Source organism: Streptomyces sp. NPDC043853, assembly GCF_056436025.1.
In genome coordinates, this window is record NZ_JBWKDJ010000013.1 from 150,517 (window position 1) to 176,499 (window position 25,983).

The window sequence follows — 25,983 nt, forward strand, 5'->3', positions numbered from 1 at the left end:
GGATCGCCCATTTCACGGCGACGGGTCGGACGCTACCCGTGGGGATCAGCAGGAGGAAGTGGTCCGCCGCACAACCATTGCGGCGGTCAAGGGTCAGCGTCGTGGGCCGGGCCGGGCCGGATGGGCTCGGGTCGGCGCGGTTCGGTGGCGGCCGCGCAGGCATCTCATCGCTTTTGACGACGAATGGCTGAACAACAAGCCCTGGCCGGTTGGCTCTCCTGTGTCGTCGCCGAGCGCACGTGCCGACGGGCCGATGCTGCCTGGATGGTGACTCTTCGTCCGATCATCGGCGTGGCACTGCCGTTGCTGCTCTCCGCCCTGCCCGCCACCGGCGCGGCGGCCGCGGGGACCCCCGGACCGGCTTGGGTCACCGGGGCGGCCGGCGCCGCGGGTACGGCCGGGGCCGCCGGGGGCGCGGGAACCGAAGGCGGCGCAGGCGGAGTCGGGGGAGCGGGCGGAGCAGGGGGCGCCGACGCCGCCCGTACCGTCCGCCGGATCGCCCCCGGGGTCCGCCTGGAGTCCTACGACCGGGTGGAGGCCGACCGCTGGCTCCGCATCGACGAACTCGTCGTCGACCTCGATGCTCCGGGCCTCGGCGTCGAGTACCTCGGCGGATCCGGACCGGGGTTCGCCACCGCTCGCGGAGGGGCCTACGGCACCGTCGCGGAGGCCGCCGCCCGCCACCCGGCCGGCCCCGGCCGGCGCGTGGTCGCCGCGGTGAACGGGGACTTCTTCGACATCCGCCGCACCGGCGCCCCGCTCGGCCCCGGCATCGCCGCCGGCCGGCTGCTGCACTCCCCGGCACGGGGCGCGGGCGCCGCAGTCGGCTTCGGCCCCGGCCCGCTCGGCCGCGTACTGCGCCTCGCCCTCGACGGCACCGTCACCCTGCCCGGCGGTGCCGTCCGCCGGCTCGTCGGACACAACTCCGCCCGGCCGCCCGCGCACGGCATCGCCGCCTACACCGCGGAGTGGACCGGCATCGGGGCCACCCTCCCGCCCGGCGCGGACGTCGAGGCCGAAGTCTGGAACGGCCGGGTCACCGCCGTCCGCCGGCCCGCACGCGGCATCGCCCCGCTGCCCGGCGGACTGCTGCTCGCCGGGCGCGGCAGTGCCGCCGCCGACGTGGCCGCGCTCCGCCCCGGGGACCCCGTACGGATCAGCGTGGGGCTCACCGCCGGGGCCGGAAGGCCGGTGCCCACGGCCGCCGTCGGCGGGCGGGAACGGCTGGTCGTGGACGGGGTACCGCAGAACCACGACGGCACACGGAACAACACCCCCGCCCCGCGCACCGCCGTCGGCTTCTCCCGGGACGGGCGGCAGGTCCGCATCATCACCGTGGACGGACGCCGGCACGACAGCCCCGGCATCACCCTCACCGCACTCGGCCGGCTGCTCCGCGAACGGGGCGCCCGTGACGCACTCAACCTCGACGGCGGCGGCTCCAGCACCCTGCTCGCCGGGCACCCCGGCGGGGCGGCCCTCACCCTGGAGAACTCCCCGTCCGACGGCAGCCTCCGTACGGTCCCCAACGGCCTGGTGCTGACCACCCGGCTGGGCAGCGGCAGGCCCGCCGGATACCGGGTGGCGGCGGTCGCCGGAACCACCCGCGTCTTCCCCGGCCTCACCCGCACCCTCACCGCCACCGCCCACGACGAGATGCTCGGGCCCGCCGTGGCGGCCCGCCCCGACTGGTGGACCGCCCCCGGCAGCACGGGCCGCGCCGGGCGGGACGGGGTCTTCCACGCCGACCGCCCCGGCAGCGCACGGGTGTACGCGGGGCGCGCGGAACACCCCGGCCGCGCGGGACGCAGGCCCCACGCGCCCCGCGCGCCGCGTACCGGCGAGCTCCGGCTGGAGGTGCTCGGCCCGCTCGCCCGGGTCGAGGCCTCGGAGGACCGCATCACCCTGCCCGCCCTGGGCGAGCAGCGGTCCTTCCAGCTCCTCGGCTCGGACGCCGAGGGCAACCTCGCACCGGTGGAGGCCCGCGACGTCCGCTGGCAGTACGACCGCTCGCGGTGGCGCGTCACCGACGACGGCCGCGGCGGCTTCACCGTGACCGCCCTGTCCGCCGAAGGCACCGCGGAACTCCGCGCGACCGTCCCGGCAACCGGAGCCACGGCCCGGCTTCCCGTCGCCGTCGGCGGCGACCCGGAGCCGACGGACACCGAGGCCGAACCCGGGGACACCGGCGGGACGGAGCCCGCAGACCTCGGCGACGCGGAGCCGCCGGCCCCCGGAACCCCACCCGGCGATCCGGCGCGGGCGCCTGAAGGCGTCGGCGGCGCCTCCGGACCGCGGGGGCCGGCCGGTGGACCGGGACGGGCGCGGGCCGGTGCTCTGCGGTGGCCCGCCGCCGGCGGGCGGACCGGCGGAGCGGGAACCTTCCTTCCGGCATCCGGGCCGGTGCACGGCTCCGGGACGCGGGTGGTCGGGATCGGCTTCGACCGCTACCCGGCGGGCGTCCCCCGGGGGTTGGCGGCCGCCGTCGCCGCCGTGTGGTACGGGCCCGGCCGGGCCGGCCGGGGAGCCGCCACGGCCGCCGGTCCGCCGCGTGGCGAGGGCGTGGTCCCCGCCTGGCTGCCGAAGCGGCCGACGGGACCGGGGACGGCGGCCCCGGCGGGCGCCGGCGCGGCCGCGGACGAAGCCCGCCACCGCCCCTGGCGGTTCGTCCTGTGCCCCGGCGGCATGTCCGACGCCGAAGCCCGGCGGGCGGTGGACCGCGCCGGAGCGGGGCCGGTGGACTTCGTGCTGTCCGGCCCCGTCGGCCGGGGCGGCACGCCGAGGTCGGTCGCCGCCGGACCGGCCGCGCGACCCCCGGCGGAAACGCCCGCGGAGACGCAGAGGGAAGCACCCGCGGAAGCACCCAAGGAAGCATCCGCGGACACACCCACGGAAACGTTCCGCCCGATGCCCGGAACCGCCTCCTTCCGGCATCGGGGCGTCCGCTTCCTCCCACTGGACGGCACCCGCCCGACCCTGGACGGCGGCGGCCTCGTCCGCCTGGGAGCCCTCCGCGCCGGCATCGCCGAGGCCGCCGGGGACCCGGAGACCGGCGCCCTGGCCGTCGTACAGCGGTACGCCGGACCGGACCACGTGGACGACCGGGAGGCACGGGCCCGGGAGCGACTGCTCGCCGAGTTCCGCCGCACCAGCGGCAAGAGCGCAGCCCTGATCACCCTGGACGCCCCGGCCCCCACCACGACCCGCGCGGACGGCGTCCTGTACCTCGCGACCACCCACCGGGCGTACCCGGTGCTCGACGTGGACACCAGGTCACCGACGGGCCGCCCGTGGCTCTCCGCACCGTCTCGGCCGTCGCCGCCGGGCAGTTGAGCGAAGGAGGCCGTGGCCGCCCGGTAGTGTCCGGCGCATGACCGACGCCCCTTCCGTCCGGACCCCACAGCCGCACGGCATACGGATCAGGCCCGGCGGCCCCGCCGACGCACCGGCCATCCTGGACCTGCTCGATTCCGCCGTCGCCTGGATGAACGCGCGCGGCAACACCGAGCAGTGGGGCACCGTGCCGTACTCGCGGCGGCCGGGCGGGAGGGAGCGGGTCGGGCGCTACACCACCGAGAACGCCCCGTACATCGCCGAGCTGGACGGCACTCCGGTGGGCGCCATGGTGCTGGACTCCGGGCCCAGCCCGCAGCTGCCGATCGCGGCGGCCGGTGAGCCCGAACGCTACGTGCGGCTCCTGGTGTCGGACCGCCGGTACGCCGGACAGGGCGTCGGGGCGGCGCTGCTGGACCGTGCCGTGGAGGAGACCCGGCGGGCCGGCGTGGAACTGCTGCGCGTGGACTGCTGGGCGGGCGGCGGGGGCGAACTGGTCGCGTACTACGAACGCCACGGTTTCCGCCGCACCGAGACCTTCCTGTCCGACGCCTGGCCCGGACAGGTCCTGGCCCGCCGGGTGGTCTGACGCGCCGGCTGGTCCGACACGGGGGTCCGACACGGCGGGTCCGACGCGTCGCGGCTGATGCGCCGTGGCTGTCGGGCCGGGGACGGCGGGCCGGTCCCTCCCGTGCGGCCGCGCGTCAGAGCTCCACGAGGGTGACCTCGGTCGCCTTCACGCTCGTCCAGACCGGGGCCCCGTCGGACAGGCCGAGTTCGGCCGCCGCGTCCGGGGTAATCTCCGCGACCAGATCGGGGGCCTCCGCGGAGGTGACCAGGACGCGCAGCCGACTGCCGACCGTGGTCATCTCGCGGACCGTGCCCGGCCACACGTTGCGCGGGCTGCCGCCCGGACGGTCCCGGTGCACGGACACCGACTCCGGTGCGATGATCGCCAGGGCCCGGCTGCCCTCGGCGACCGGGTCCGCCACCACCAGACGGCCGCCGGCGTCCAGCACCAGGCCGTCCGCACCGGCCTTGCCGGGCCACGCGTTGCGGCCCAGCATCCGGGCCACCCACGGCGAGCGCGGATGCCGCGCCACCTCGGCCGGCGGCGCGTCCTGCAGCGCTTTCCCGTCGGCGAGTACGAGAACCCGGTCGGCCAGCGAAACCGCCTCCACCGGGTCGTGCGTGACGATCAGGCAGACCCCGCCGAAACCGGCCAGGTGGCTGCGCAGCGTGTGCCGCACGTGGGCCCGGGTGGTCTGGTCGAGCGCGGCCAGCGGCTCGTCGAGCAGCAGCAGCCGCGGCCGGGCCGCCAGCGCCCGGGCCAGCGCAACCCGTTGGGCCTGGCCGCCGGAGAGCTGCGGGGGCCGACGGTGGGCGAGGTGGCCCACACCCAGCCGGTCCAGCCACTGCCGCGCCTCCCGGCGCGCCTCGGCGCGCGGCACTCCGCGGGCGCGCAGACCGTAGGCGGTGTTGGCGAGCGCGCTCAGGTGCGGGAACAGCGCGCCGTCCTGCGGCACCCAGGCCACCTGCCGCCGGTGCGGGGGAAGTGCCGTGACATCGGCGTCGCCCAGCCGCAGTTCGGCATGGGCGCGCGGGGTGAGACCCAGCAGGGCGCGCAGCAGCGTCGTCTTGCCGGCGCCGTTCTCACCCACGACGGCGATGGTCGTGCCGGGCTCCGCGGCCAGCGTGAGCTCGTTGAAGCCGGTCACCTCGGCGTGCAGCGGCCACCGTTCGGCCGGTACCGCCCGGCCGGCCGGGGCCACCCCGGCCTGCGCCACCGCGGGCTCGCCGACGCCGACGCCCACGGCGTCTCCGTCCCCGGCGCCCCCGGCAGCCGGTGCCGCCGACGCACGCGCCACGGGCGTGCCGCTCCACCGGCCGCGCAGCGCGATCAGCACCGCCATCGCGATGGCGAGCAGCAGCAGCGACAGCGAGGTGGCGGCCTCCGGCTGGTCCTGCAGCAGCAGGTACACCTGCAACGGCAGGGTCTGCGTGGTCCCCGGCAGGTTGCCCGCGAAGGTGATCGTCGCCCCGAACTCGCCGAGCGCCCGCGCCCAGGTGAGCGCCGCGCCCGCGATCAGGCCGGGCGCCACCATCGGCAGGGTCACCGTCCAGAACACCCGGAACGGCGCGGCCCCGAGCGAGGCGGCCGTCTCCTCGTAACGCTGCCGGAGACCGCCCAGCGCCCCTTCCAGGCTGATCACCAGGAAGGGCATCGCCACGAAGGTGGCCGCCACCACCGCGCCGGACGTGTGGAACGGCAGCGTGATGCCGAACGTGTCCTCCAGCCACGGTCCGAGCAGCCCGCGCCGCCCGAACCCGAGGAGCAGCGCCACACCGCCCACCGTCGGCGGCAGCACCATCGGCAGCAGCACCAGCGACCGCACCAGCGCCTTGCCCGGGAAATCGACCCGGGCCAGCAGCCACGCGAGAGGCACGCCGAGCAGCAGCGACAGCCCGAGGGCCCAGAACGACACCAGCAGGGACAGCTTCAGCGCCTCGACCACGCCGGGCGTGGTGAGGTGGTCGCCGAGTTCGCCCCAGGAGGTCCGGACGAGGATGCCGACCAACGGCAGGAGCAGGAACGCCACGGCGAGCAGCGCGGGCAGCGCGAGGGCGACGGGCGGGCGGGTACGGGGTCTGCGCATGTGGGTTCCTGGCAGGGCGGAAGCGGGGGCCGGGGAGGACAGGGGAGGACAGGGGCGTGCGGGTCGATCACCGCGTGTTCGCCCGGGGTTCGGACGGCCGGCGGCCGGTTACGGCTGCTGGAAGCCGTACTCCTGGAAGATCTTCTGCGCTTCCGGCGTGCTCAGCCAGGCGACGAACGCGGCCGCGGCCTCGGCGTTCTTGGACGCCTTCAGCGTGGCGGCCGGGTAGGAGGCCACCGCGTTCTGCTCGTCCGGGATCTCCACGGCCTCCACCTTGTCCTTGGACTTGGAGGCGTCCGTCTTGTAGACGAGACCGGCGTCGGCCTCGCCCAGCTCGACCTTGCTCAGCACAGCACGGACGTTGGGCTCCTGGGAGACCGGCTTCACCTCGACCTTCTGGGCGTCGAGGATCTGCTTGCTGTAGCGGCCCACCGGAACCTCGGGCGCGGCGAGGACGACCTTCAGCTTGGTGTCGGCGAGGTCCTTCAGGGCGCCGACCTTGTGCGGGTTGCCCTTACCGGTGGCGATGACCAGGCGGTTCTTGGCGATGATCGCCGGCGTGCCGGTCTCCGCCCTCAGGCCGTCCATGGTCTTGGTGTCGGCGGTGACCAGCGCGTCGGCCGGGGCCCCCTGCTTGACCTGGGCGGCCAGTTCCTGCGAGCCCGCGAAGGAGAACGTGATCTTCGTGCCCGGGTGGCTCTTCTGGTACGTGTCACCGGCGGCCTTGAACACGTCGGTGAGCGAGGAGGCGGCGAGCACGGTCAGGTTGGCGCCCTTCGGGGCGCTCGAGGACGGTGCCGAGGCCTTCGACGCGTCGGCCTTGTTTCCGTCCTTGTCGCCACCGCAGGCGGTGAGCGGGACCAGCAGGGCAGCGGACAGCACGGCGGCAGCGGCGCGGCGGCGGGTCAGGAACGAGGTCTTCGGGGACATGAGCGGTACTCCGATGGGTGCGGCGCGGTCCGGCGTCCGGGGATCGGACGGTCCGGCGTCAGGCGCGGTCGATGTGGACGTTGGTCGACTTCACGCGGGCGGTGGCCCGCACGCCGACCTGGAGTCCGAGTTCCTCGACGGCCTCCCTGGTGAGCAGGGAGACCAGCCGGTGCGGACCGGCCTGGATCTCGACCTGGGCGGATACGTCGCCGAGCTTCACGGCGGTGACGATCCCGGGGAAGGCGTTGCGGGTCGAGGTGTACGGCTCGTCGTCCTCGGTCGGGGCGTTCTGGCCCAACTCGATGGAGAAGGCGGCCAGGTCGCGGCCGTCGATGAGCCGTCGGCCGCTGTCATCGCGATGGGTCGCGACCCGGCCGGCGTCGGCCCAGCGGCGTGCGGTGTCGGGACTGACGCCGAGCAGACGCGCCGCCTGACCGATGGTGTAGGACTGCATGTGCGACAAGGTAGGGGGATGCGTGGCGCATTTGCAATTCTCTTGGGATCATCTCCATGGCAGGTGCTGAGGCTGTTGTCGCATCTGCCAAAAAACGTTCCGGTTCGCGGCGCCCGGATCGGTAGAGTCGGTGTATGGCAGCCACGGAAAGCGAACAGACTTCGGCACGGGTCGACGCCTGGATCTGGGCGGTCCGCCTGACGAAGACCCGCTCGATTGCGGCGGCGGCCTGCCGCGCGGGACATGTGCGCGTCAACGGCGACCGTGCCAAGCCGGCCCAGTCGGTGAAGCCGGGTGACGAGGTCCGCCTCTTCCACGAGGGTCGGGAACGGATCGTGGTGGTCCGGCAGACGCTCACCAAGCGGGTCGGTGCTCCCGTCGCCGCGGAGGCGTACGTCGACAACAGCCCGCCGCCGCCCACCCGCGTCGAGCAGGCCGCCACCGGCCTTCGCGACCGCGGAACGGGCCGTCCGACCAAGCGCGATCGGCGCGAACTGCAGGAGCTGCGCGGGCGCTGACCGGCCGCGGGCACGGACACCCTCCGGTGCGGGGCGGGCCCACGAGACGCCCGCCCCGCACCCGCTGCCCCGTCACGTCTTCCGGTAGCTGTACGCCTCCGCCGCCGAGGCGGCCACGGCGTCCAGTGGCGCCCCGGCCGAGGCGGTCACCAGCGCGGAGACCGCGCCCTCCACGAAGGGGGCGTCCACCAGAAGGGCGCCCGGCGGCAGCTCCTCCTCGGCGATCAGCGACTTCACCGTGAGCACCGAGCTGCCCAGATCGGCCAGCAGGGCCACCCCGGCGCCGCGGTCCACGGACATCGCCGCGGCCACGATCAGGTCCGCGCTGGTACCGAGCCCGCCCTCGGCGGTGCCGCCGGCGGCGGCCAGCGGCGCCACCGGCCCTCCGGCCGCCAGGCCCCGGGCCAGGTCCGCGACCGAGCGGGCCACCTGCGCACTGTGCGACACCAGCACGATCCCCACCAGTGGACCCGCGCCGCCGTCCGTACCCGGACCGTTCATGCCCCGCCCTCCTGTCCCGCTCCGTGCTCCGCTCCGTCCGCCGGGGCCACCGGGGCGTCCGGCGCGTCTGCCGCTGCTGCCGCTTCTGCCGCGTCCGCGAGTGCGCCCAGCAGCAGGGCCGAAGAAGTGGCGCCGGGGTCCTGGTGGCCGATGCTCCGCTCGCCCAGGTAGCTGGCCCGGCCCTTGCGGGCCTGCAGGGGCACCGTTGCCAGGGCTCCGCTCTCCGCGGCGTCCCCGGCCGCCCGGTAGGAGGTGCCCATCGCCTCGACGCCCGGCACCAGCGCGTCCAGCATCGTCGCGTCGCCCGGCGCCGCACCGCCCAGCCGGGCCACCGCGTCGACGCCCGCGGCCAGCGCTTCCCGCAGGTCCCCGTCGGAGACCTCGGCGGCCGTGCCGAGCTCCTTGCCTGTGCGCCGCAGCAGCGTTCCGTACAGCGGTCCGGACGCCCCGCCGACGGTGGAGATCAGCGTCCGCCCGGCCAGCTGGAGCACGGCCCCCGGCAGTTCCGGCCGCTCGGCTTCCAGTTCCCGTACGACCGCGGTGAAACCGCGGAGCAGATTGCTGCCGTGGTCCGCGTCCCCGATGGGGGAGTCGAGTTCCGTCAGCCGGTCCGCCTCCCGCTCCACCGCGGCCGCCACGGTCGCCATCCAGCGCCGGAAGAACTCTGCGTCACGCACCGGATCTCCTCGCACCTGACTCGGCCCCGACCCTCACCTGACTCGGACCTGACTCGGGCCTGCCCCGGGCCTGCCTCGAACCGCCGCCTGCGGTCACCATACGGTCAGCAGCCCCAGCGCAGCGCGACGGTCCGCACGGGCGCGTCCCACCATCGCAGCAGCTCCTCGTCGGCCCGGCACAGCGTCACCGAACACCCCGCCATGTCCAGGGAGGTGACGTAGTTGCCGACCAGGGTCCGGGCCACCGGCACTCCGCGTTCCGCGAGTACCCGGTGGACCTCCGCGCCGAACCCGTAGAGCTCCAGGAGCGGGGTCGCGCCCATTCCGTTGACCAGCGCGAGGACCGGACCGTCGGCCGGCCCCGGCAGGTCGTCGAGTACGGCACCCACGGCGAACTCCGCGATCTCCCGCGCGGTCATGACCGCGCGCTGCTCGCGGCCCGGTTCGCCGTGGATGCCGATGCCCAGCTCCAGCCGGCCCTCGGGCAGTTCGAAGGTCGGGCTGCCCTTCGCGGGGGTGGTGCAGGCGCTCAGTGCCACTCCGAAGCTGCGTGAGGAACCGTTGACCTTGCGGGCCACGGCCGCGACCCGGTCGAGCGGTGCGCCCTCCTCGGCCGCGGCGCCCGCGATCTTCTCGACGAAGAGCGTGGCTCCGGTGCCGCGCCGGCCGGCCGTGTACAGGCTGTCCACGACGGCCACGTCGTCGTTCACCAGGACGCGCTCGACCCGGATGCCTTCTTCCTCGGCCAGCTCGGCGGCCATCTCGAAGTTCAGGACGTCCCCGGTGTAGTTTTTGACCACGAACAGCACACCCTGCCCGCCGTCCACGGCGGCAGCGGCCCGCACCATCTGGTCGGGCACCGGCGAGGTGAACACCTCCCCGGGGCAGGCGGCGGAGAGCATTCCGGGCCCGACGAACCCGGCGTGCAGCGGCTCGTGGCCCGACCCGCCGCCGGACACCAGGCCGACCTTCCCCGGCACCGGGGCGTCCCGGCGTACGACGAGCCGCCGTGCCACGTCCACGGACAGCTCGGGATGGGCGGCGGCCATCCCGCGCAACGCGTCCTCGACCACGGTCCCGGGGCTGTTGATGAGCATCGTCATGGGCTCATCCTTCCCGACCGGGCCTCCGGAGGGCGGCCATTGCGCCGGATTCGGCGGGTACGGGCCCAGGGCCGCGCCGGTGCGTCGGACCGGCCGCCGGAGGCCTTCCCGGACGCCTCCACGGACGCGTTCCCGGACGCCTTCCGGGACAGGACCGCCGACAGGGCCGTGGACAGGGCCGTGGACAGGGTCGTGAACAGGGCGGTGGACAGGGCCGCGGAGAGGGCGCTGCCGTTCGCGCCGCTGCTGCCACGGCCCTCGCTCCTGCCGGTCCTTCCGGCGCGGCCCGGGCCCGGCCGCCTGAACTGCCGGGAGACCCGCACCAGCGCGTCCCGGTCCAGCAGCGGCAGGGTGACGCCGGGGCCGTCCAGTTCGGGCTCGGGTTCCCCGCTCCACTCGGCCGCGATCCTGGCGGCCAGCGCGGCCGCCAGCACCGCCGCTTCCACCGCCGCACAGGCGGCGTCCCCGGACAGGCCCGCGGCCACGGCTCGGGCCCTGGCGCCCGCGGCGACGGCGTCGCTCCGGTACGGCCGCAGCGAGAGCCGGTAGTCCTGGATCTCCGCGACCCGCCGGGTCACCCGCAGTTCCATCTCCCACCACGGCACGGGCAGCGCGACCACCACGCCCGGGCCGGCGGACCGCAGGGCCCGCCACAGCGGACCCAGCCGCACGAAGGTCCGTACGTCCGTCACGGCGCCCGACACCCGTTCCCCGACCAACGGCAGGATGAAACCGACGCACATGAACAGGGTCGAGGTGAAGGCGAACAGCGGGGCGATGCTGTTGTTCAGCACCTCCCAGTCGCCACCGGCCCAGCGGGCCCCGATCGACGCGAACTTGGAGACGTCCAGGCCGAAGTTGAGGGCGAAGCCGAGGATGAGCACCCGCAGCCCCCGGCGCAGCCAGGGCGGACCCGCCACCTTCGCGAACCAGCGGATGCACAGCACGGTCGCGGTCAGCACCGCCCCGGTGTGCGCCAGCAGGTAGAGGAGGATCATCTCGCGGATGTACGGGGTCTCGGCGTAGTAGGTGTCGAAGTCGATCCGGCGCTCCTCCGGCGCCTCGCCGATCGCGAACAGGACCACCAGCGCGGCGATGATCACGCCGTAGGCGGCCTGCCAGCGCCTGGCGGCCCGTCGGGCCTGTTCCTCCGGTCCCTCCCGCCAGTACACCAGCAGGGTGAGGATCAGGGCGCTCTCGGCGGTGAGCAGGCTGTAGACGAGCGGGGCGGAGAAGTTGGGCACGCCGGTCGCCGCGTTCACCGCACCGATCACGTCGGGGTTCGCGCAGCAGTAGGCGATGCCGCCGAACAGCAGCACGCCGCACACGGTCAGGGACAGGGGACTCCGCCGATGGCGCAGGCCCGGTGCCTTGATCAGGCACGCGCTCCACATCGCCCCGGCGAGGATCCAGTAGCCGGAGTTCTCGTTCACCAGACCGCTTCGGGCCCCGGTCGGCCGAGGGAGGTGTGCAGCCGGCGTTCGAACTGGCTGGAGGAGCGGGGCAGGGTGTGGGGGCCGCCGTCCAGCCAGCGCATGCAGTGACCGGCGACGAGGGACCCGAAGATCTCGCAGTCCGCTTCCGCGTCGGCGTTCCGGGAACAGTCGGGGCGGGCGGACGGGTGGGCGGAGGGGTGTGCGGACGGCGGAATGTCCGGGTGAACGTCGAAGCGGATGTCCGCGTGGGCGTCGAATGGTGCGCCCGGTCCTGTGCCCGCTCCCGCGCCGGGTCCCGTGACGGGTCCCGCGCCCCGGCGGGTGTCCAGGCGGGAGGAGGGGCCGGAGGATCGTGCCGCGTCCTGCTCCAGGTGCCAGAGCTCGTGGCCCAGGATGCCCAGCTGGTGCTCGGTGGAGGTGTTCTCCTCGATGAGGATCAGGTTGCGGTGCTCGGTCCTGACGAGCAGGCCGCTGACCGTGCTCACCGGGAACCGCACCAGCCGGTACTCGACGGGCTGGCGGTGGCGCCGCGCCATCGACGCGCACAGCGCCGAGAACACACCCGGCGCGTCCACCGGCGTGGGCAGCTCCAGTCCGCGGAGTATCGCGTCCCGGGTCCGGCGCATCGCTTTGATGCCCATGCCGTGCCTGCTGCCGCTCAGCCGTGGAGTGAAGGTCACGGGCTGATCGTAAAGTCCGTCTCCGCTGGCCGAAAGGCAGTTCCGGGACCGATCTCCAGCCTTTCCGCGGACGTGCCGTGCCGTCACGGCAGGTGCGCTGTGCCCGAATTGGGGCAGTGACATGTCCTTGGTTGTGCGGTATTGCCGACGAATGGCGCCAGTTATCGGCCGAAGTGCGGGTCGGACGATGATCGTTCCAGTCGTGCGCGATGACCGGAAATCCGGCCCCGGGGTGGGGAGCCGCCGGCGGCGGGGGCATGCGGCAGGACGCGTGCCGGGACTGCGCGCTCCCTCCAGCGCTCTCTGTGCGCCTCGCTGTGCGCCCCGTCATGCGCCCCTCGCGCGCCCCCTCACCCGGCCCTCATGCGGGACCGCGGCCCGCCCCGCACCGGTGCCCCTCGTGCACCCCGTACGGCGTACCGACTGAGCCGAACGCCGACCCGTCCGGGGGACCGCACGGCTCCCGCGCCCGTAGGTGTCCGGGCGTCGGCGGGAGCATGGCGGGCATGCGGCACGACTACCACCTGCAGTACGACGTGATCGGCGCGCGCTTCGAGGAGTCGAAGAGCACGGCGGCGTTCTCCGCCGCCGACACGCACACCCTCGTCACGGTGCTCGACCAGCTCGGCGGCGTGAAGCGGCTCGACGTCCTCGATCTCGCCTGCGGCTACGGGTTCAACACCCGGCTGCTGGCCCGGGCGGGCGCACGGCGCACGGTCGGCGTGGACATCTCCGCCGAAATGATCAGACTGGCAAAGGCCTACGATGCCGCCGACGACATCGAGTACGTGACGGCCGACGTGGCCGAAATGCCACCCCTGGGCGCCTTCGATCTGGCGACCGCGGTCTACCTCTTCAACTACGCCGAGGACCGGACCGCGCTGCACGCCATGTTCCGGGCGGTCCGCGCCAGCCTCCGGCCGGGCGGGCGGCTGCTGGCGATCGTGCCCAATCCGGGTGCCTACCCGCACGTGGACTGGTCGCCGTGGGGGCTGCGCATCCTGGAGCGGATCCCGGAAGGGGACGCCCCGCTCCTGCGGCTGTCCTTCCTGACCGATCCGCCGGTGCCCTTCACCTGCCGCGAGTGGCCGCACCGGGAGTACGCCGAAGCCGCGGTCGAGGCGGGCTTCGCCTCGGTCAGCTGGCAGCCGAGCCGTACCCCGCCGCCGGACGGGGACCGGGACGAGGCGTTCTGGACGGCGTACCGGGCCGCGCCGGTCAGCTCGCTGATGATCTGCACGGCCTGACGCCGGGGCCGCGCGCCGACGGGCGTCGTGCGGTCGGGCGCTTCGCCGACCGGCTTTGTGCCCCCGGGGCCGTGCCGGCGGGGGCAGTGCCGGGGGCGTCGTGCCTTCGGGGGCCGTCGGGCGTCGTGCCTTCGGAGGCCGCGCCGCGGTCATTCGTCCGCCGCGTCCCTGACCAGGGAGACGATCCGGTCGCGGGCCGCCCGGCCCTCCGGCACGGGCAGCAGCGGATAGGTGTGCGGCAGTCCCGGCGCCTCGTGGAACTCCACCTCGACGCCGTCCGCCCGCGCCCGGCGCAGCAGCTCCCGGCTGTCCGTCGTCAGGACGTCCCGGGTACTCGTGAACACGGTGATCGGGGCCAGCCCGGCGAAGGCCCCGTGCAGCGGACTGACCAACGGATCGTCCAGGTCGAGCGTGCCCGCGTAGAGGCGGCCGGCCTCGGCCAGCCCCGGCAGGGCCAGCATCGGGTCTGCCGCCTCCAGTGCGGCCTGGTCCGGATGGCTCACGCTCACGTCCAGCCAGGGCGAGATCAGCACGATCCGTGTGGGCTGCGCACCGGTGCGGTCGCGCAGCCGCTGTGCGGCGGCGAGGGCCAGACCGGCGCCCGCCGAGTCGCCGATCAGCACCGTGCCCCCGTCCCCGCTGCTCGCGATGAGCCCGCTCAGCAGGTCGGCGGCGACCGGAACGGTGCGGTCGGCGGTGCCGCGCGGGGCCAGGACGTACGCCGGGACCACACAGTGCGCCCGTGCCTCGGTGACCAGCGTCCGTACGAGGGACCAGTGCGGCCGGACCAGCTCGTCGATGTAGCTGCCGCCGTGGATGTACAGGACCCGGGTGACCGGCTCGGCCCCGCGCGGCACGGCGTCGTACACCGGCCAGGCACCCACGAACGTACGGGAGACCTCCGCGACCCGGCCCAGTGAGCGCGGCGGCAGGTGTGAGGCCGGCCGCCGCGCGGAACGTGCCACCTGGTCACGGACCGCCTCGGCGGACGCGAAGCGTCTTCGCCGTCCGGCCGCCATCAGAGCGGCCGTCAGCGCCCGACTCCGCAGACTCGGCACGCCCGCCACCTCCCCGCTTCCTGCTCCCTGCCCTACCCCGGTCACGGGAGGAGCATAGAGGTGCAGGTCAAGCGAGGTGCAGGGGCGTGCACGGGTGAACCTTCCGGTGAGGGCCGGTACACGCTCCGTAGGGGCTCGGGGGGCGGTCGTTGCGGTGAACGTCCAGGCATGAAGGTTTGCTGTCGGCCCGCTTAAGAAATCCTCGATGGACTGATCACCATCGGCCTCGGCAGATTGGTCTCGTCCCAGACGCCGCACCGGTCACAGCAGCGGTCTGTGGTCTGTCGACCGTGCCGGTCTTGCCGACTCTGCGCGTCGACCTGCCGGTCGCGTTCGCCCCCTCACATGCCTGGAGCCCACCCATGAAGGCACTCGTCAAGCACAAGGCCGAGCCCGGGCTGTGGCTCATGGACGTGCCGGAGCCGGAGTACGGCGCCGGCGACGTGCTGATCAAGGTGCTCCGGACCGGGATCTGCGGTACCGACCTGCACATCCGTTCCTGGGACGGGTGGGCGCAGGGTGCCGTCCGCACCCCGCTGGTCCTCGGCCACGAGTTCGTCGGCGAGGTCGCCGCGGTCGGCGCCGACGTCCAGGACATCGAGGTCGGCGCGCTGGTCAGCGGCGAGGGCCACCTGGTCTGCGGCAAGTGCCGCAACTGCCTGGCCGGCCGCCGCCACCTGTGCCGGTCCACGCTGGGTCTCGGCGTCGGCCGGGACGGCGCGTTCGCCGAGTACGTGGTGCTGCCCGCGCAGAACGTGTGGGTGCACCGGACCCGGGTGGACCTGGATGTGGCCGCGATCTTCGATCCGTTCGGCAACGCGGTGCACACCGCCCTGTCCTTCCCGCTGGTCGGCGAGGACGTCCTGATCACCGGCGCGGGCCCGATCGGCATCATGGCCGCGGCCGTCGCCCGGCACGCCGGTGCCCGCAACGTGGTCATCACCGACGTCAGCCCGGAGCGCCTGGAACTGGCCCGCAAGGCGGGCGCCACGCTGGCCGTCAACGTCGCGGAGTCGACGATCGCGGACGCGCAGCGCGAGCTCGGGCTGCGTGAGGGCTTCGACATCGGCCTGGAGATGTCCGGCCGGCCGGAGGCCATGCGCGACATGATCGACAACATGACGCACGGCGGCCGGATCGCCATGCTGGGGCTGCCGGCACAGGAGTTCCCGGTGGACTGGGCCAAGATCGTCACCTCGATGATCACCATCAAGGGGATCTACGGGCGCGAGATGTTCGAGACCTGGTACGCGATGACCGTGCTCCTGGAGGGCGGCCTGGACCTCAGCCCGGTGATCACCGGCCGGTACGCCTACACCGACTTCGAGGCGGCCTTCGACGAGGCGGCCACCGCGCGCAGCGGGAAGATCATCCTGGACTGGACCGCCGTCTAGGGCCCGTGCGGCGCCGTGCCGTACGGCACCGTACGACACGGCGCCGCACGGCACGGCCCCACCGAGCCACTCCCCCCGGCCGGGCCCCGCACCCTCCCTCCCCCTCCGCGGGGTCCGGCCCTCCCTCCGTTTCGCCGCACGCACTGCCGCACTAGGAGTCCGTACATGTTCACGTCCGTCCGCGACGACCTCCGCGCCACCCTCGACGAGATCCGCTCCGCCGGTCTGCACAAGCCCGAGCGGGTCATCGGAACCCCGCAGAGCGCCGCCGTCGAGGTGACGGCGGGTGGCACCCCCGGCGAGGTCCTCAACTTCTGCGCCAACAACTACCTGGGCCTGGCCGACCACCCCGAGGTGACCGCCGCCGCCAAGGAGGCCCTGGACCGCTGGGGCTACGGCATGGCCTCCGTCCGCTTCATCTGCGGCACCCAGGAGGTCCACAAGGAGCTTGAGGCCCGCCTTTCGGCCTTCCTGGGCCAGGAGGACACGATCCTCTACTCGTCGTGCTTCGACGCCAACGGCGGCGTCTTCGAGACCCTGCTCGGTGCCGAGGACGCGGTGATCTCCGACGCCCTCAACCACGCCTCCATCATCGACGGCATCCGGCTGTCCAAGGCCCGCCGCTTCCGCTACGCCAACCGCGACATGGCCGAGCTGGAGGCCCGTCTGAAGGAGGCCACCGAGGGCGGAGCGCGGCGCAAGCTGATCGTGACCGACGGCGTGTTCTCGATGGACGGGTACGTCGCCCCGCTGGCCGAGATCTGCGACCTGGCGGAGCGGTACGACGCGATGGTGATGGTCGACGACTCGCACGCGGTCGGTTTCGTCGGGGCGGGTGGCCGCGGCACTCCCGAGCTGCACGGGGTCATGGACCGCGTCGACATCATCACCGGCACGCTCGGGAAGGCGCTGGGCGGCGCGAGCGGCGGTTACGTGGCCGCGCGTGCCGAGATCGTGGAGCTGCTGCGCCAGCGTTCGCGCCCGTACCTGTTCTCGAACTCCCTCGCCCCGGTCATCGCGGCGGCCTCGCTGAAGGTCCTGGACCTGCTGGAGTCGGCCGGCGACCTGCGGGAGCGGCTGGCCGCGAACACGGCCCTGTTCCGCACGAAGATGACCGAGGCCGGCTTCGAGATCCTGCCCGGCGACCACGCCATCGCCCCGGTGATGATCGGCGACGCGGCGGAGGCGGCCCGCATGGCGGAGCTGCTGCTGGAGCGCGGCGTGTACGTGATCGGCTTCTCGTACCCGGTCGTGCCGATGGGTGCCGCCCGTATCCGGGTGCAGCTGTCGGCCGCGCACTCCACCGAGGACGTGGAGCGGGCCGTGGCCGCGTTCGTGGACGCCCGGGCGGCGCTGGGCGCCCCGGCTTCCCAGGGCTGAGGCGGGGGGCCGGTCTTCTCCCTGGGCTTGGGTGGGGTGGAGGCCGGTTGTTTCCCTGGGCTGAGGCGGGGCGGGGCGTTTCCCCGGGCTGAGGCAGGAGGCGGGCACCAGGCCGTTCGAGGGCTGAGATGATGGTGGGGTGATCGACCCCCGCCGGCTGCGCATCCTGCGGGCCGTGGCGGACCACCGTACGGTGACCGCCGCGGCCGCAGCGCTGTACCTCACCCCGTCCGCCGTGTCCCAGCAGCTGGCGGCCCTGGAACAGGAGACCGGGCACGCCCTGTTGACCCGCAGCGGACGGGGCGTCCGGCTGACCGCGGCCGGGGAGATCCTGCTGGAGCACGCCCATGAGGTGCTGGCTCAACTGGAGCGCGCGGAAGCGGAGCTCGCGGCGTACGCGGGCGGTGCCTCGGGGGAGGTCACGGTGGCGGCCTTCGCCACCGGCATCGCGGAGGTACTGGCTCCGGTCATCGCCCGGCTCGGGGTGGACCGGCCGGGGATCCGGCTGCGGGTCCGCGACGCGGAGGGAGACCAGAGCCTGCCGATGGTGCTGGACGGCGAGGCCGATGTCGCGCTGGCCGTGGAGTACCGGGGCGGCCCGGGCACGGACGACGTGCGGTTCTCGGTGGTCCCGCTGTACGCCGAGCCCTTTGACGCGGTACTGCCGCCGGGACACGCGCTCGCGGACCAGCCGTCGGTCGCACTGGCGGACCTGGCCGAGGCGGACTGGGTGGGCCAGTACCCGGGCAACCCGTGCCACGACGTGACCCTGCTGGCGTGCGAGTCGGCCGGTTTCGCGCCGCGGTTCGTGCACTCCTCGGACGATTTCCGGGCCGTGGTCGCGCTGGTGGGGGTGGGCGCGGGGGTTGCCCTGGTCCCGCGCTCGGCACTGCGGGGGATGGACCTCAAGGAGGTCCGCGTGCGCCCGGTGGTCGGGTTCTCCGTGACGCGCCGCGTCTTCGCCGCCACCAGGCGGGGCGCGGAGTCGCATCCCCTGCTCGCTCCGGTGCTGGAGGCACTCGTGCGGGAGTCGGCGCATCTGCGGCGGGACTGAGGGGCGGCCGGCCGCGGGAGCCTCGCCCGAACGAGAGGGCTGGTTGTTCTGTCCCAATCCCGGACCAGGGTCGGGGAGATCCGATCTGCTGGACCGATTTTTCCCGCTCGTCGTAGAGCCGTTGGGCGCGCGCGGCCTGGTCCGCGGTGAGCTTGGGCCGGCGCCCGCCGATCCGGCCGCAAGCACGTGCCTAGGCGAGCCCGTCGTTGGTGTTCGCCACGATCCCAGCCGGGCGGGTTGGGGCGGCTGCGGCGTGGCCCGGACCCGTCTGATGCGGACGGCCCACTCGGGATGCGTTCCGTGCCGAATCCGGTGATGCTGACCGAGACCCCCGAGTTGCCCCCTTCCTGCTCGTCCGCGCCGACGACGACAAGCACGACGGGCACACGACAGGCCGAGGAGGAGCCGTGGCACCCCTGGCTCGGATTCCGTTGGAGGGTGGGGGCTGCGTGCTGTTGGAGGCTCCGGCCGCGCTGGACGGGCCCGTGAAGGCCGGCCGCGTGAGCGATGCCGTCCATGACCTGTCGGGGAGTCTGCAAGAGGCTCTGGAACCGGTCACCGAGGCCGTCCACGCCACCCTCGAACAGCTGCGCAAGGCCCGCCCTGACGAGATCACGCTGGAGTTCGGCGTCGACCTCGCGGTCGAGGCCGGGGCCGTGATCACCAAGAGCAGCGCCCACGCCCACCTGAAAGTCAGCGTGCTGTGGAAGAGGGACCGTCCCGGCCATCCCGGTACGGACGAGAGGGCGGGCTGATCCCGTGGGCACCGCCGGCAGCGGTCCGGACAGTGACCGTGCCTCGGGGTTGCTCCCCGCCGTGGCCCAGATCCTCGGGACGCAGGGCGGGGTGGCCGGCGCGGGGTTCCTGCTCTCCGAGGACCTTCTGGTCACCTGCGCGCACGTCGTACGCGGGGCCGGATCCGGGCCCGGCGAGAGCGTGCGGCTGACGTTCCCACATGCGGTGGGTGTGCCTCAGGTCGAGGGGCTGGTCCTGGACGCGCCCTGGCGGGACCCTGAGGACGAAGACGTGGCCCTGGTGCGTCTGAGCAGTACCCCGCCGAATACGGCGGTGTTGCCATTGGGCTCCGCGGCAGGCTGTCGGGGGCATCAGGTGCGCTCGTTCGGGTTCCCCGCCCACGCCCCGCCGGGCGGGCACTTCGGGTTCGGCGTCGCGGGTGATCTGCTTCCGTCGGCCGGGCGCGGTGGTGCGCACCTGCAGTTGACGGACGCCAACGACCTCACCACGGGGTTCAGCGGCGGGCCGGTCCTCGACGAGGTGACCGGCCTGGTCATCGGCATGCTCACCGAGATCACCGCCCCCGACGCGTACGAAAGGGGGCAGGGCATCGCCTACGTCACGCCGACGCAGGTACTGCGCGAGATCTGGCCGGAACTGACCGAACAGGACGTGTGCCCGTATCGGGGGCTGGAGCCGTTCACCGCAGAGCAGGCCCAGTGGTTCCAAGGCCGGAAGGACGCGGTGCGGCAGGTACTGGCGAACCTTGCCCATCAGCAGCGGCTGACGCTGCTGCTCGGGCCCTCCGGTTCGGGCAAGTCGTCACTGGTCGAAGCCGGTGTCCTGCCGGCGCTGGCCGCAGGCGAACTGCCGGGCAGCGACCGGTGGTTGCCCGTCCTCGCCCGGCCGAGGCAGGACCTGCTGGCCGAGCTGGAGCGTGCCGGTCTGCCCGGGGTCACGACCGACGGCATCGCCGCGGCGGTTGCCCGCAGGCTCGCGGCCGAACCGCAGTACGACCGCGCCGTCCTGATCATCGACCAGTTCGAAGAGCTGCTGGCCCAGCCTGTCATCGGCCCGCAACAGGAGCGCCGGGTTGCCGCCACCGACCAGATCACCACGGCGGTCAAGTCACACGCCGAGCTCAGCGTGATCCTGATCATGCGCGACGACTTCTACCCCCAGCTGGCAGCCTTGGCCAGGATGCTGGAGGCGGCGATGCCGGGGCTGCTCAACGTGCCGAGCACCCTGAGCCAGCAGGACCTGCACGACATCATCACCCTGCCCGCCCAGGCCATGGGAGCCCGCTTCCAGGACGGGCTGCCCGAGCAGATCGTCAACGACGTCCTGGCCACCACTCCCGAGGGGGCCACGGCCCGGGAGGCACCCGTCACCGTGCTGCCCCTGCTGGAGTTGACGCTCAGCCAGCTGTGGCAGAGGCGCCAGGACGGTTACCTCACCCATGACGCGTACCGGCGCATCGGCGGAGTCACCGGCAGCCTGACCACCTGGTGCGACACCGCCCTCAACCAGCTTCCCCCCGATCACCGGCCCATTGCCCAGCGGATCCTGACCTCCCTGGTCCGACCCGCGGATCCCGCCCACCACATCCCCGCCATCCGCGCGCAGGTCCCGCTGTGGGAACTGCGCGACCTGGCCTCCGACCCCAACGCGGTGCCCAACGGCGAGCACGACATCGACGAGGTTCTGGCCGCCCTCACCCGCCGCCGCATCATCACCACCCACACACCCCGAACCCCCGGACACCCCGACGCCCCTGCGGGGCCGCCGGTGGCCGAACTGATCCATGACGCGCTCATCCAGGACTGGGGCACCCTGAACGAGTGGGTCGGCCAGGACCACCAGTTCCAGCAGTGGCTCGACCGCACCCGTGAACGGCGCGCCCGCTGGGCCGAAGGGACGGACACCGGCGACCTGCTCGGGGGAACGGCACTCGCGGAAGGCCTCGAATGGTCGCAGCAACGCCGGCTACCGGGCGACATCGCGGCCTTCCTCACCGCCAGCGGGCAACACCAACACGAAGTCATCCGGCGAAGCAGACGCCTCAACGCAATCCTGGCCACCCTCCTCGCCTTCGCGCTCGTCGCCGTGGGCGGAGCCATCTGGCAGTGGCGGACAGCCGATGCCCAACGTCAAGCGGCCTCGTCACGTCAGCTTGCCGCCCAGTCCAACACGCTCATCAGCGCCAACCCCGACCTCGCCGCGCTGCTGGCCATCAAGGCGTACCGCACCAGCCATACTCCCGAGGCCATCGAAAGCCTGGCAACCGCCGCGGCCCTCCCACTGCAGCGGCGCCTGGCCGGCCATACGGACGAGGTGAACTCGGCGGCGTTCAGCCCCGACGGACGCACCCTGGCCACCAGCAGCGACGACAAGACGGTGCGGTTGTGGGACGTGGCCACCGGCAAAGGCCGCCCCCCGCTGACCGGCCACACAGACGAGGTGTGGTCGGCGGTGTTCAGCCCTGACGGACGCACTCTGGCCACCGGCAGCCTCGACAAGACGGTGCGTCTGTGGGACGTGACCACCGGCAAAGGCCGCCCCCCGCTGACCGGCCACACAGATGAGGTGTTGTCGGTGGCGTTCAGCCCCGACGGACGCACCCTGGCCACCGGCAGCTACGACAAGACGGTGCGGCTGTGGGACGTGGCCACCGGCAAAAGCCGCACTACGCTGACCGGAAACGGCGACGCGGTGAGCCAAGTGGCGTTCAGCTCCGATGGACGCACCCTGGCTACCGGCAGCTACGACAAGACGGTGCGGCTGTGGGACGTGGCCACCGGCAAAGGCCGGCCCCCGCTGACCGGCCACACGGACGAGGTGAACTCGGTGGCGTTCAGCCCCGACGGACGCACCCTCGCCACCGGCAGCCTCGACTACACCGTGCGTCTGTGGGACGTGGCCAGCGGTAAGAGCCGCATGCTGAAGGGCCCCAGGAATTCGGTGAACTCAGTGGCGTTCAGCCGCGACGGGCATACCCTCGCCACCGGTGACAGCGATGGCACCGTATTGCTGTGGGACGTGGCCAGCGGTAAGAGCCGCACCCCACTAACCGGTCACACAAATGCGGTGTGGTCAGTCGCGTTCAGTCCTGACGGACGCACGCTGGCCACCGGCAGCGCCGACGAGACGGTGCGGCTGTGGGACGTGGCCACGGGTACGAATCGCGCCCCGCTGACGGGCCACACGGACGAGGTGAACTCGGCGGCGTTCAGCCCTGACGGACGCACCCTGGCCACCGGCGGCGCCGACGAGACGGTGCGGCTGTGGGACGTGACCACCGGCAAGAGCCGCACCCTGAACGGCCACGCCGATGCGGTGTGGTCGGTGGCGTTCAGCCCTGACGGGCGCACCCTGGCCACCGGCAGCCTCGATGAGACGGTGCTGCTGTGGGACGTGGGCACCGGCAAGAGCCGCACGCCGCTGACCGGCCACCCAGGAGGGGCGTGGTCGGTGGCGTTCAGCCCCGATGGCCGCACCCTCGCCACCGGCTGCGGCTGCGGCAGCGTGCTGCTGTGGGACGTGGGCACCCACAAGAACCGCGCCCTGACCGGCCACACGGGAGGGGTGAACTCGGCGGCGTTCAGCCCTGACGGACGCACCCTGGCCACCGGCAGCGACGACGAGACGGTGCGGCTGTGGGACGTGGCCACCGGCGAGAGCCGCACTACGCTGAACGGCCACACTGCTTCGGTGAACTCAGTGGAGTTCAGCCCCGACGGACATACCCTCGCCACCGCCAGCCATGACTTTACGGCGCGGTTGTGGAACGTCGGCACGGAGAGGACGCGCGTCACCCTGACCGACCACGGTGACATTGTGTCCTCGGTTGCGTTCAGCCCTGACGGGAAGACCCTGGCCACCGGCAGCCTCGACAAGACGGTGCGGCTGTGGGACGTGGCCACCGGCGAGAGCCGCACCACGCTGACCGGCCACACAGGAGGAGTGTGGTCAGTAGCGTTCACCCGCGACGGACATACCCTCGCCACCGCCAGCATGGACAAGACGGCTCGGCTGTGGGATTTCGTCCCCTCCCGGCCCGCCGCAGCGATCCGGAAGATCTGTCATGCCGTCAACCGCGACCTCACCCCGGAGGAGCGGGCAGCGTACATGCCGGGCCAGTCGGTCGGCCACGTGTGCCCCTCACGTTGATGCGGGGCACACGCGACCCTGTCCGGCACCCGCTACGCCACTGGCGACCGGATGCGGACGCCGTACGCCGACGGCAGGTCCGCCTGGCCGCCATGAGAGATCGCTACGCGCTGCGGTTCGGGTTCGTGTTCAGGAGGAGGGCCATCAGGCCCACCAGGGTGGCGCTGCTGACGATCTCGCGGCGGGCGATCATCGCGGGGACGTCGGACAGCGGGATCCATTCGATGCGGTCCGACTCGTTGCGTTCGGTCGGGGCGCCGACACGGTGGCAGTCGTCGGCGCGGAAGACGAAGTGCTGGGCGTCGGTGATGCCGGCGGCCGGCTGGGCGTAGATCAGGTCGTGGAGGGTGCCGGGGCGCCAGCCCGTTTCCTCTTCCAGTTCGCGGGCGGCGGCCGTTGCCGGGGTTTCGTCGCCCTCGACCAGGCCCATGGGGAGTTCCCAGGCCCAGGTGTCCGTCACGAAGCGGTGGCGCCACATCATCAGGACGCGCTGCCGGTCGTCGACGGCGGCCGTGACGGCCAGGTCACGGAGTCGTACGACGTCGTAGGCGACCCGGGCGCCGTCCGGCTGTTCCACGTCCAGGGAATGGAGGCGCACCCAGGGGGTGTCGATGATGGTCTGTTCGCCGTGAACGGTCCAGCGCATGGGGTGAATTGCCTGCTCTCACGTGGTGGATGTGTGCGGTCATTGTACGAAGGGCTTCGAAGTTTGACGGACGTCGTACTTTGGGGTTGAGTGGGTGTCAGGTAGGTACGAGGGAGGGTGTTGAGGTGTTAGGTGTGAACGGGAGCGGTGTGGCTCGGACCGTGTTGTTCCGGGAGCTGGGCGGGCCCGAGGTGATGCACCTGGAGGAGGTTGCGGTCGGTGAGCCCGGTCCGGGTGAGGTGCGGATACGGGTGGATGCCATCGGGCTGAACCGGGCCGAGGTGCTGTTTCGGAGCGGGCATTACATCGAGCCGGTGAAGCGGTTTCCCGCTCGGTTGGGGAACGAGGCGGCCGGTGTGGTCGAGGCCGTGGGGGAGGGGGTGGGCGGGTTCCGGGTCGGGGATGCCGTGAGCACCGTGCCGGCGTTCTCGCAGAACGACTACGGGGTCTACGCGGAGCGGGCGGTGGTGCCCGCCGCGGCGGCGCTGCACCGGCCCGAGGGGCTGGGCGCGGTCGAGGGGGCCGCGGTGTGGATGCCGTACGTGACGGCGTACGGGGCGCTGGTGGAGGTCGGCGGGATGCGGCCCGGCGACACCGTGGTGCTGAACGCGGCCTCCAGCAGTGTGGGGCTCGCGGCCATCCAGGTCGCCGAGCGGGTGGGGGCCGTGCCGATCGCCCTGACGCGGACGGCTGCGAAGCGGGAGGCCCTGCTGAAGCTGGGCGCGGCCGAGGTGGTGGTGACCGACGAGGAGGACGTCCTCGAGCGGGTGCTGGCGGCGACGGGAGGCAAGGGGGCCGAGTTCGTGTTCGACGCCGTTGCCGGGCCCGGTGTGATGGAGCTGGCGAGGACCGTGGCGGACCAGGGCACGCTGTTGGTGTACGGCGCGCTCAGCGGGGAGCCGACGCCGTACCCGGGGATCGAACTCGGGATGCCCGCCCTGAACATGCGGACGTACACGATGCTGGAGACGGTGAGGCGGCCCGAACGGCTGCGGCGGGCGGCCGCGTTCGTGGCGTCCGGGCTGCGGGCCGGTGCCTTCCGGCCCGTGGTGGACCGTACGTTCGAGCTGGAGCGGATCGTGGACGCGCACCGGTATCTCGAGTCCAACGCGCAGATCGGGAAGATCGTGGTGACCGTTGCGCACTGATCGCGCCGGCGGTCAGACCAGGCGTACCTCGATCCCGGCTTCCCGGAAGGCGGACGCGGCGTCGGCGGGCATGCCCGTGTCCGTGACCAGGACGTGGACCCCGCCGATCGCGCCGATGCGGGCGAAGGCGCGGACGCCGAGTTTGGTGGAGTCCGCGGCGACGATGACGCGGCGGGCGCGTTCGCAGAGGAGGCGGTTGACCGCGGCCTCGTCCTCGTGGCGGGTGGAGACGCCCTCGGCGGGGTCGAAGCCGTCCACGCCCAGGACGGCCGTGTCGAGGGAGATTTCGTTCAGTACGTGGTTCGCCAGCGGGCCGGTCAGTTCGTAGGACTGGGGGCGGGCCACGCCGCCGGTGACCACGATCTTGAACTGGGGGCGGATCGTCAGTTCCGCCGCGATGTTCAGGGCGTTGGTGACGACGGTCAGGGCGGGGGAGCCGGCCGGGCCCTGGGCCAGGTCGGGGCGGGCCGCGAGGGCGCGGGCCACTTCGGTGGTGGTCGTCCCGCCCGTCAGGCCCACCACCTCGCCCGGTGTCACGAGGTCGGCGACGGCCTGGCTGATCCGGTGCTTCTCCGTGGCCCGGCGCGAGGTGCGGTAGCGGAGCGGGAGTTCGTAGGAGACCCCGTGCTGCACCGCCCCGCCACGTGTGCGGAGCAGCAGTTGCCGTTCCGCCAGCTGGTCGAGGTCGCGGCGGATGGTGGCCGCCGACACGCCGAGCGTTTCCGCTGTCGGCTCCACCTCCAGACTGCCGTTCTCCGCCAGTAGCTCGAGCAGTGACTGCCAGCGCGTCTCCCGGGACATGCCCCTCCTTCGGGTGCTTGAAGTTGCTCGAAACAGGTGGATATCTTGCACGAAACTGCAA

Annotated in this window: 21 protein-coding genes; 10 read left to right on the plus strand and 11 right to left on the minus strand. The window is 73.2% G+C overall.

Annotation, left to right across the window (positions count from 1 at the left end):
* Positions 1-264 precede the first annotated feature (264 nt).
* Together AC067U_RS29150 and AC067U_RS29155 are read left to right on the plus strand one after the other, a co-directional pair.
* Positions 265-3,333 carry a phosphodiester glycosidase family protein gene (locus AC067U_RS29150; protein WP_478832774.1) on the plus strand — a complete coding sequence of 1,023 codons (3,069 nt, stop codon included), beginning with the start codon at positions 265-267 and terminating at the stop codon, positions 3,331-3,333.
* A gap of 37 nt (positions 3,334-3,370) precedes the next feature.
* Positions 3,371-3,922, plus strand: coding sequence for a GNAT family N-acetyltransferase (locus AC067U_RS29155; protein WP_478832775.1), 552 nt, complete (start codon positions 3,371-3,373; stop codon positions 3,920-3,922).
* Positions 3,923-4,037: 115 nt separating this feature from the next.
* On the opposite strand, the gene AC067U_RS29160 is transcribed toward AC067U_RS29155, so the two are convergent.
* The 3 genes from AC067U_RS29160 to AC067U_RS29170 all read right to left on the minus strand — a co-directional run bounded on the left by AC067U_RS29160 (position 4,038) and on the right by AC067U_RS29170 (position 7,374).
* Positions 4,038-5,990, minus strand: coding sequence for an ABC transporter permease (locus AC067U_RS29160; RefSeq protein ID WP_478832776.1), 1,953 nt, complete (start codon positions 5,988-5,990; stop codon positions 4,038-4,040).
* 108 nt (positions 5,991-6,098) lie between these two features.
* On the minus strand, positions 6,099-6,920 hold the full coding sequence (modA, locus tag AC067U_RS29165; protein WP_478832777.1) for a molybdate ABC transporter substrate-binding protein: 822 nt from the start codon (positions 6,918-6,920) through the stop codon (positions 6,099-6,101).
* A 58-nt stretch (positions 6,921-6,978) separates the two neighbouring features.
* Entirely contained in the window at positions 6,979-7,374 is a 396-nt protein-coding gene (locus AC067U_RS29170; RefSeq protein WP_478832778.1) for a TOBE domain-containing protein, read from the minus strand.
* Positions 7,375-7,508: 134 nt separating this feature from the next.
* On the opposite strand from AC067U_RS29170, the gene AC067U_RS29175 reads away from it, so the two are divergent.
* A complete protein-coding gene (locus AC067U_RS29175) occupies positions 7,509-7,892 on the plus strand; it encodes an RNA-binding S4 domain-containing protein (protein ID WP_478832779.1) in 384 nt (127 codons plus the stop codon).
* 72 nt (positions 7,893-7,964) lie between these two features.
* On the opposite strand, the gene AC067U_RS29180 is transcribed toward AC067U_RS29175, so the two are convergent.
* From AC067U_RS29180 to AC067U_RS29200, 5 genes are all read right to left on the minus strand, one after another.
* The gene (locus tag AC067U_RS29180; protein WP_478832780.1) at positions 7,965-8,393 is read right to left on the minus strand and encodes a PTS-dependent dihydroxyacetone kinase phosphotransferase subunit DhaM; all 429 of its coding nucleotides are present in this window, start codon (positions 8,391-8,393) and stop codon (positions 7,965-7,967) included.
* On the minus strand, positions 8,390-9,070 hold the full coding sequence (gene dhaL, locus AC067U_RS29185; RefSeq protein WP_478832781.1) for a dihydroxyacetone kinase subunit DhaL: 681 nt from the start codon (positions 9,068-9,070) through the stop codon (positions 8,390-8,392). The genes AC067U_RS29180 and dhaL overlap by 4 nt, the downstream gene beginning before the upstream one ends.
* Before the next feature lie 104 nt (positions 9,071-9,174).
* The gene (gene dhaK, locus AC067U_RS29190) at positions 9,175-10,173 is read right to left on the minus strand and encodes a dihydroxyacetone kinase subunit DhaK (RefSeq protein ID WP_478832782.1); all 999 of its coding nucleotides are present in this window, start codon (positions 10,171-10,173) and stop codon (positions 9,175-9,177) included.
* Positions 10,170-11,606: an MAB_1171c family putative transporter gene (locus AC067U_RS29195; protein ID WP_478832783.1), complete on the minus strand. Its 1,437-nt coding sequence runs from the start codon at positions 11,604-11,606 to the stop codon at positions 10,170-10,172. Before AC067U_RS29195 ends, dhaK begins: the two co-directional genes overlap by 4 nt.
* Complete coding sequence (locus tag AC067U_RS29200; RefSeq protein WP_478832784.1) at positions 11,603-12,289, minus strand: hypothetical protein; 687 nt, start codon at positions 12,287-12,289, stop codon at positions 11,603-11,605. The genes AC067U_RS29195 and AC067U_RS29200 overlap by 4 nt, the downstream gene beginning before the upstream one ends.
* Positions 12,290-12,795: 506 nt before the next feature.
* Between AC067U_RS29200 and AC067U_RS29205 the strand changes: the two genes are divergently transcribed.
* Positions 12,796-13,536: a class I SAM-dependent methyltransferase gene (locus AC067U_RS29205; RefSeq protein ID WP_478832785.1), complete on the plus strand. Its 741-nt coding sequence runs from the start codon at positions 12,796-12,798 to the stop codon at positions 13,534-13,536.
* Between the two features lie 149 nt (positions 13,537-13,685).
* Here the strand turns inward: AC067U_RS29205 and AC067U_RS29210 are convergent, their stop codons facing one another.
* Positions 13,686-14,594: an alpha/beta hydrolase fold domain-containing protein gene (locus tag AC067U_RS29210; protein ID WP_478832786.1), complete on the minus strand. Its 909-nt coding sequence runs from the start codon at positions 14,592-14,594 to the stop codon at positions 13,686-13,688.
* A gap of 362 nt (positions 14,595-14,956) precedes the next feature.
* Here AC067U_RS29210 and tdh point away from each other — a divergent pair, with 362 nt between their 5' ends.
* The 5 genes from tdh (at position 14,957) to AC067U_RS29235 (ending at position 23,327) form a co-directional block, all read left to right on the plus strand.
* Positions 14,957-15,988 (plus strand): L-threonine 3-dehydrogenase, encoded by a 1,032-nt coding sequence (gene tdh, locus AC067U_RS29215; protein ID WP_478832787.1) that lies wholly within the window; start codon positions 14,957-14,959, stop codon positions 15,986-15,988.
* Positions 15,989-16,153: 165 nt separating this feature from the next.
* The gene (locus AC067U_RS29220) at positions 16,154-17,368 is read left to right on the plus strand and encodes a glycine C-acetyltransferase (protein ID WP_478832788.1); all 1,215 of its coding nucleotides are present in this window, start codon (positions 16,154-16,156) and stop codon (positions 17,366-17,368) included.
* Positions 17,369-17,507: 139 nt separating this feature from the next.
* Positions 17,508-18,422: a LysR family transcriptional regulator gene (locus tag AC067U_RS29225; protein WP_478832789.1), complete on the plus strand. Its 915-nt coding sequence runs from the start codon at positions 17,508-17,510 to the stop codon at positions 18,420-18,422.
* A 407-nt stretch (positions 18,423-18,829) separates the two neighbouring features.
* Positions 18,830-19,177, plus strand: coding sequence for a CU044_2847 family protein (locus AC067U_RS29230; RefSeq protein WP_478832790.1), 348 nt, complete (start codon positions 18,830-18,832; stop codon positions 19,175-19,177).
* A 4-nt stretch (positions 19,178-19,181) separates the two neighbouring features.
* Positions 19,182-23,327 (plus strand): nSTAND1 domain-containing NTPase, encoded by a 4,146-nt coding sequence (locus AC067U_RS29235; protein ID WP_478832791.1) that lies wholly within the window; start codon positions 19,182-19,184, stop codon positions 23,325-23,327.
* Between the two features lie 103 nt (positions 23,328-23,430).
* On the opposite strand, the gene AC067U_RS29240 is transcribed toward AC067U_RS29235, so the two are convergent.
* On the minus strand, positions 23,431-23,973 hold the full coding sequence (locus AC067U_RS29240) for an NUDIX hydrolase (RefSeq protein WP_478832792.1): 543 nt from the start codon (positions 23,971-23,973) through the stop codon (positions 23,431-23,433).
* A gap of 149 nt (positions 23,974-24,122) precedes the next feature.
* On the opposite strand from AC067U_RS29240, the gene AC067U_RS29245 reads away from it, so the two are divergent.
* On the plus strand, positions 24,123-25,121 hold the full coding sequence (locus AC067U_RS29245; protein WP_478832793.1) for a zinc-dependent alcohol dehydrogenase family protein: 999 nt from the start codon (positions 24,123-24,125) through the stop codon (positions 25,119-25,121).
* 12 nt (positions 25,122-25,133) lie between these two features.
* On the opposite strand, the gene AC067U_RS29250 is transcribed toward AC067U_RS29245, so the two are convergent.
* On the minus strand, positions 25,134-25,922 hold the full coding sequence (locus AC067U_RS29250) for a DeoR/GlpR family DNA-binding transcription regulator (protein WP_478832794.1): 789 nt from the start codon (positions 25,920-25,922) through the stop codon (positions 25,134-25,136).
* Between the last annotated feature and the right edge of the window lie 61 nt (positions 25,923-25,983).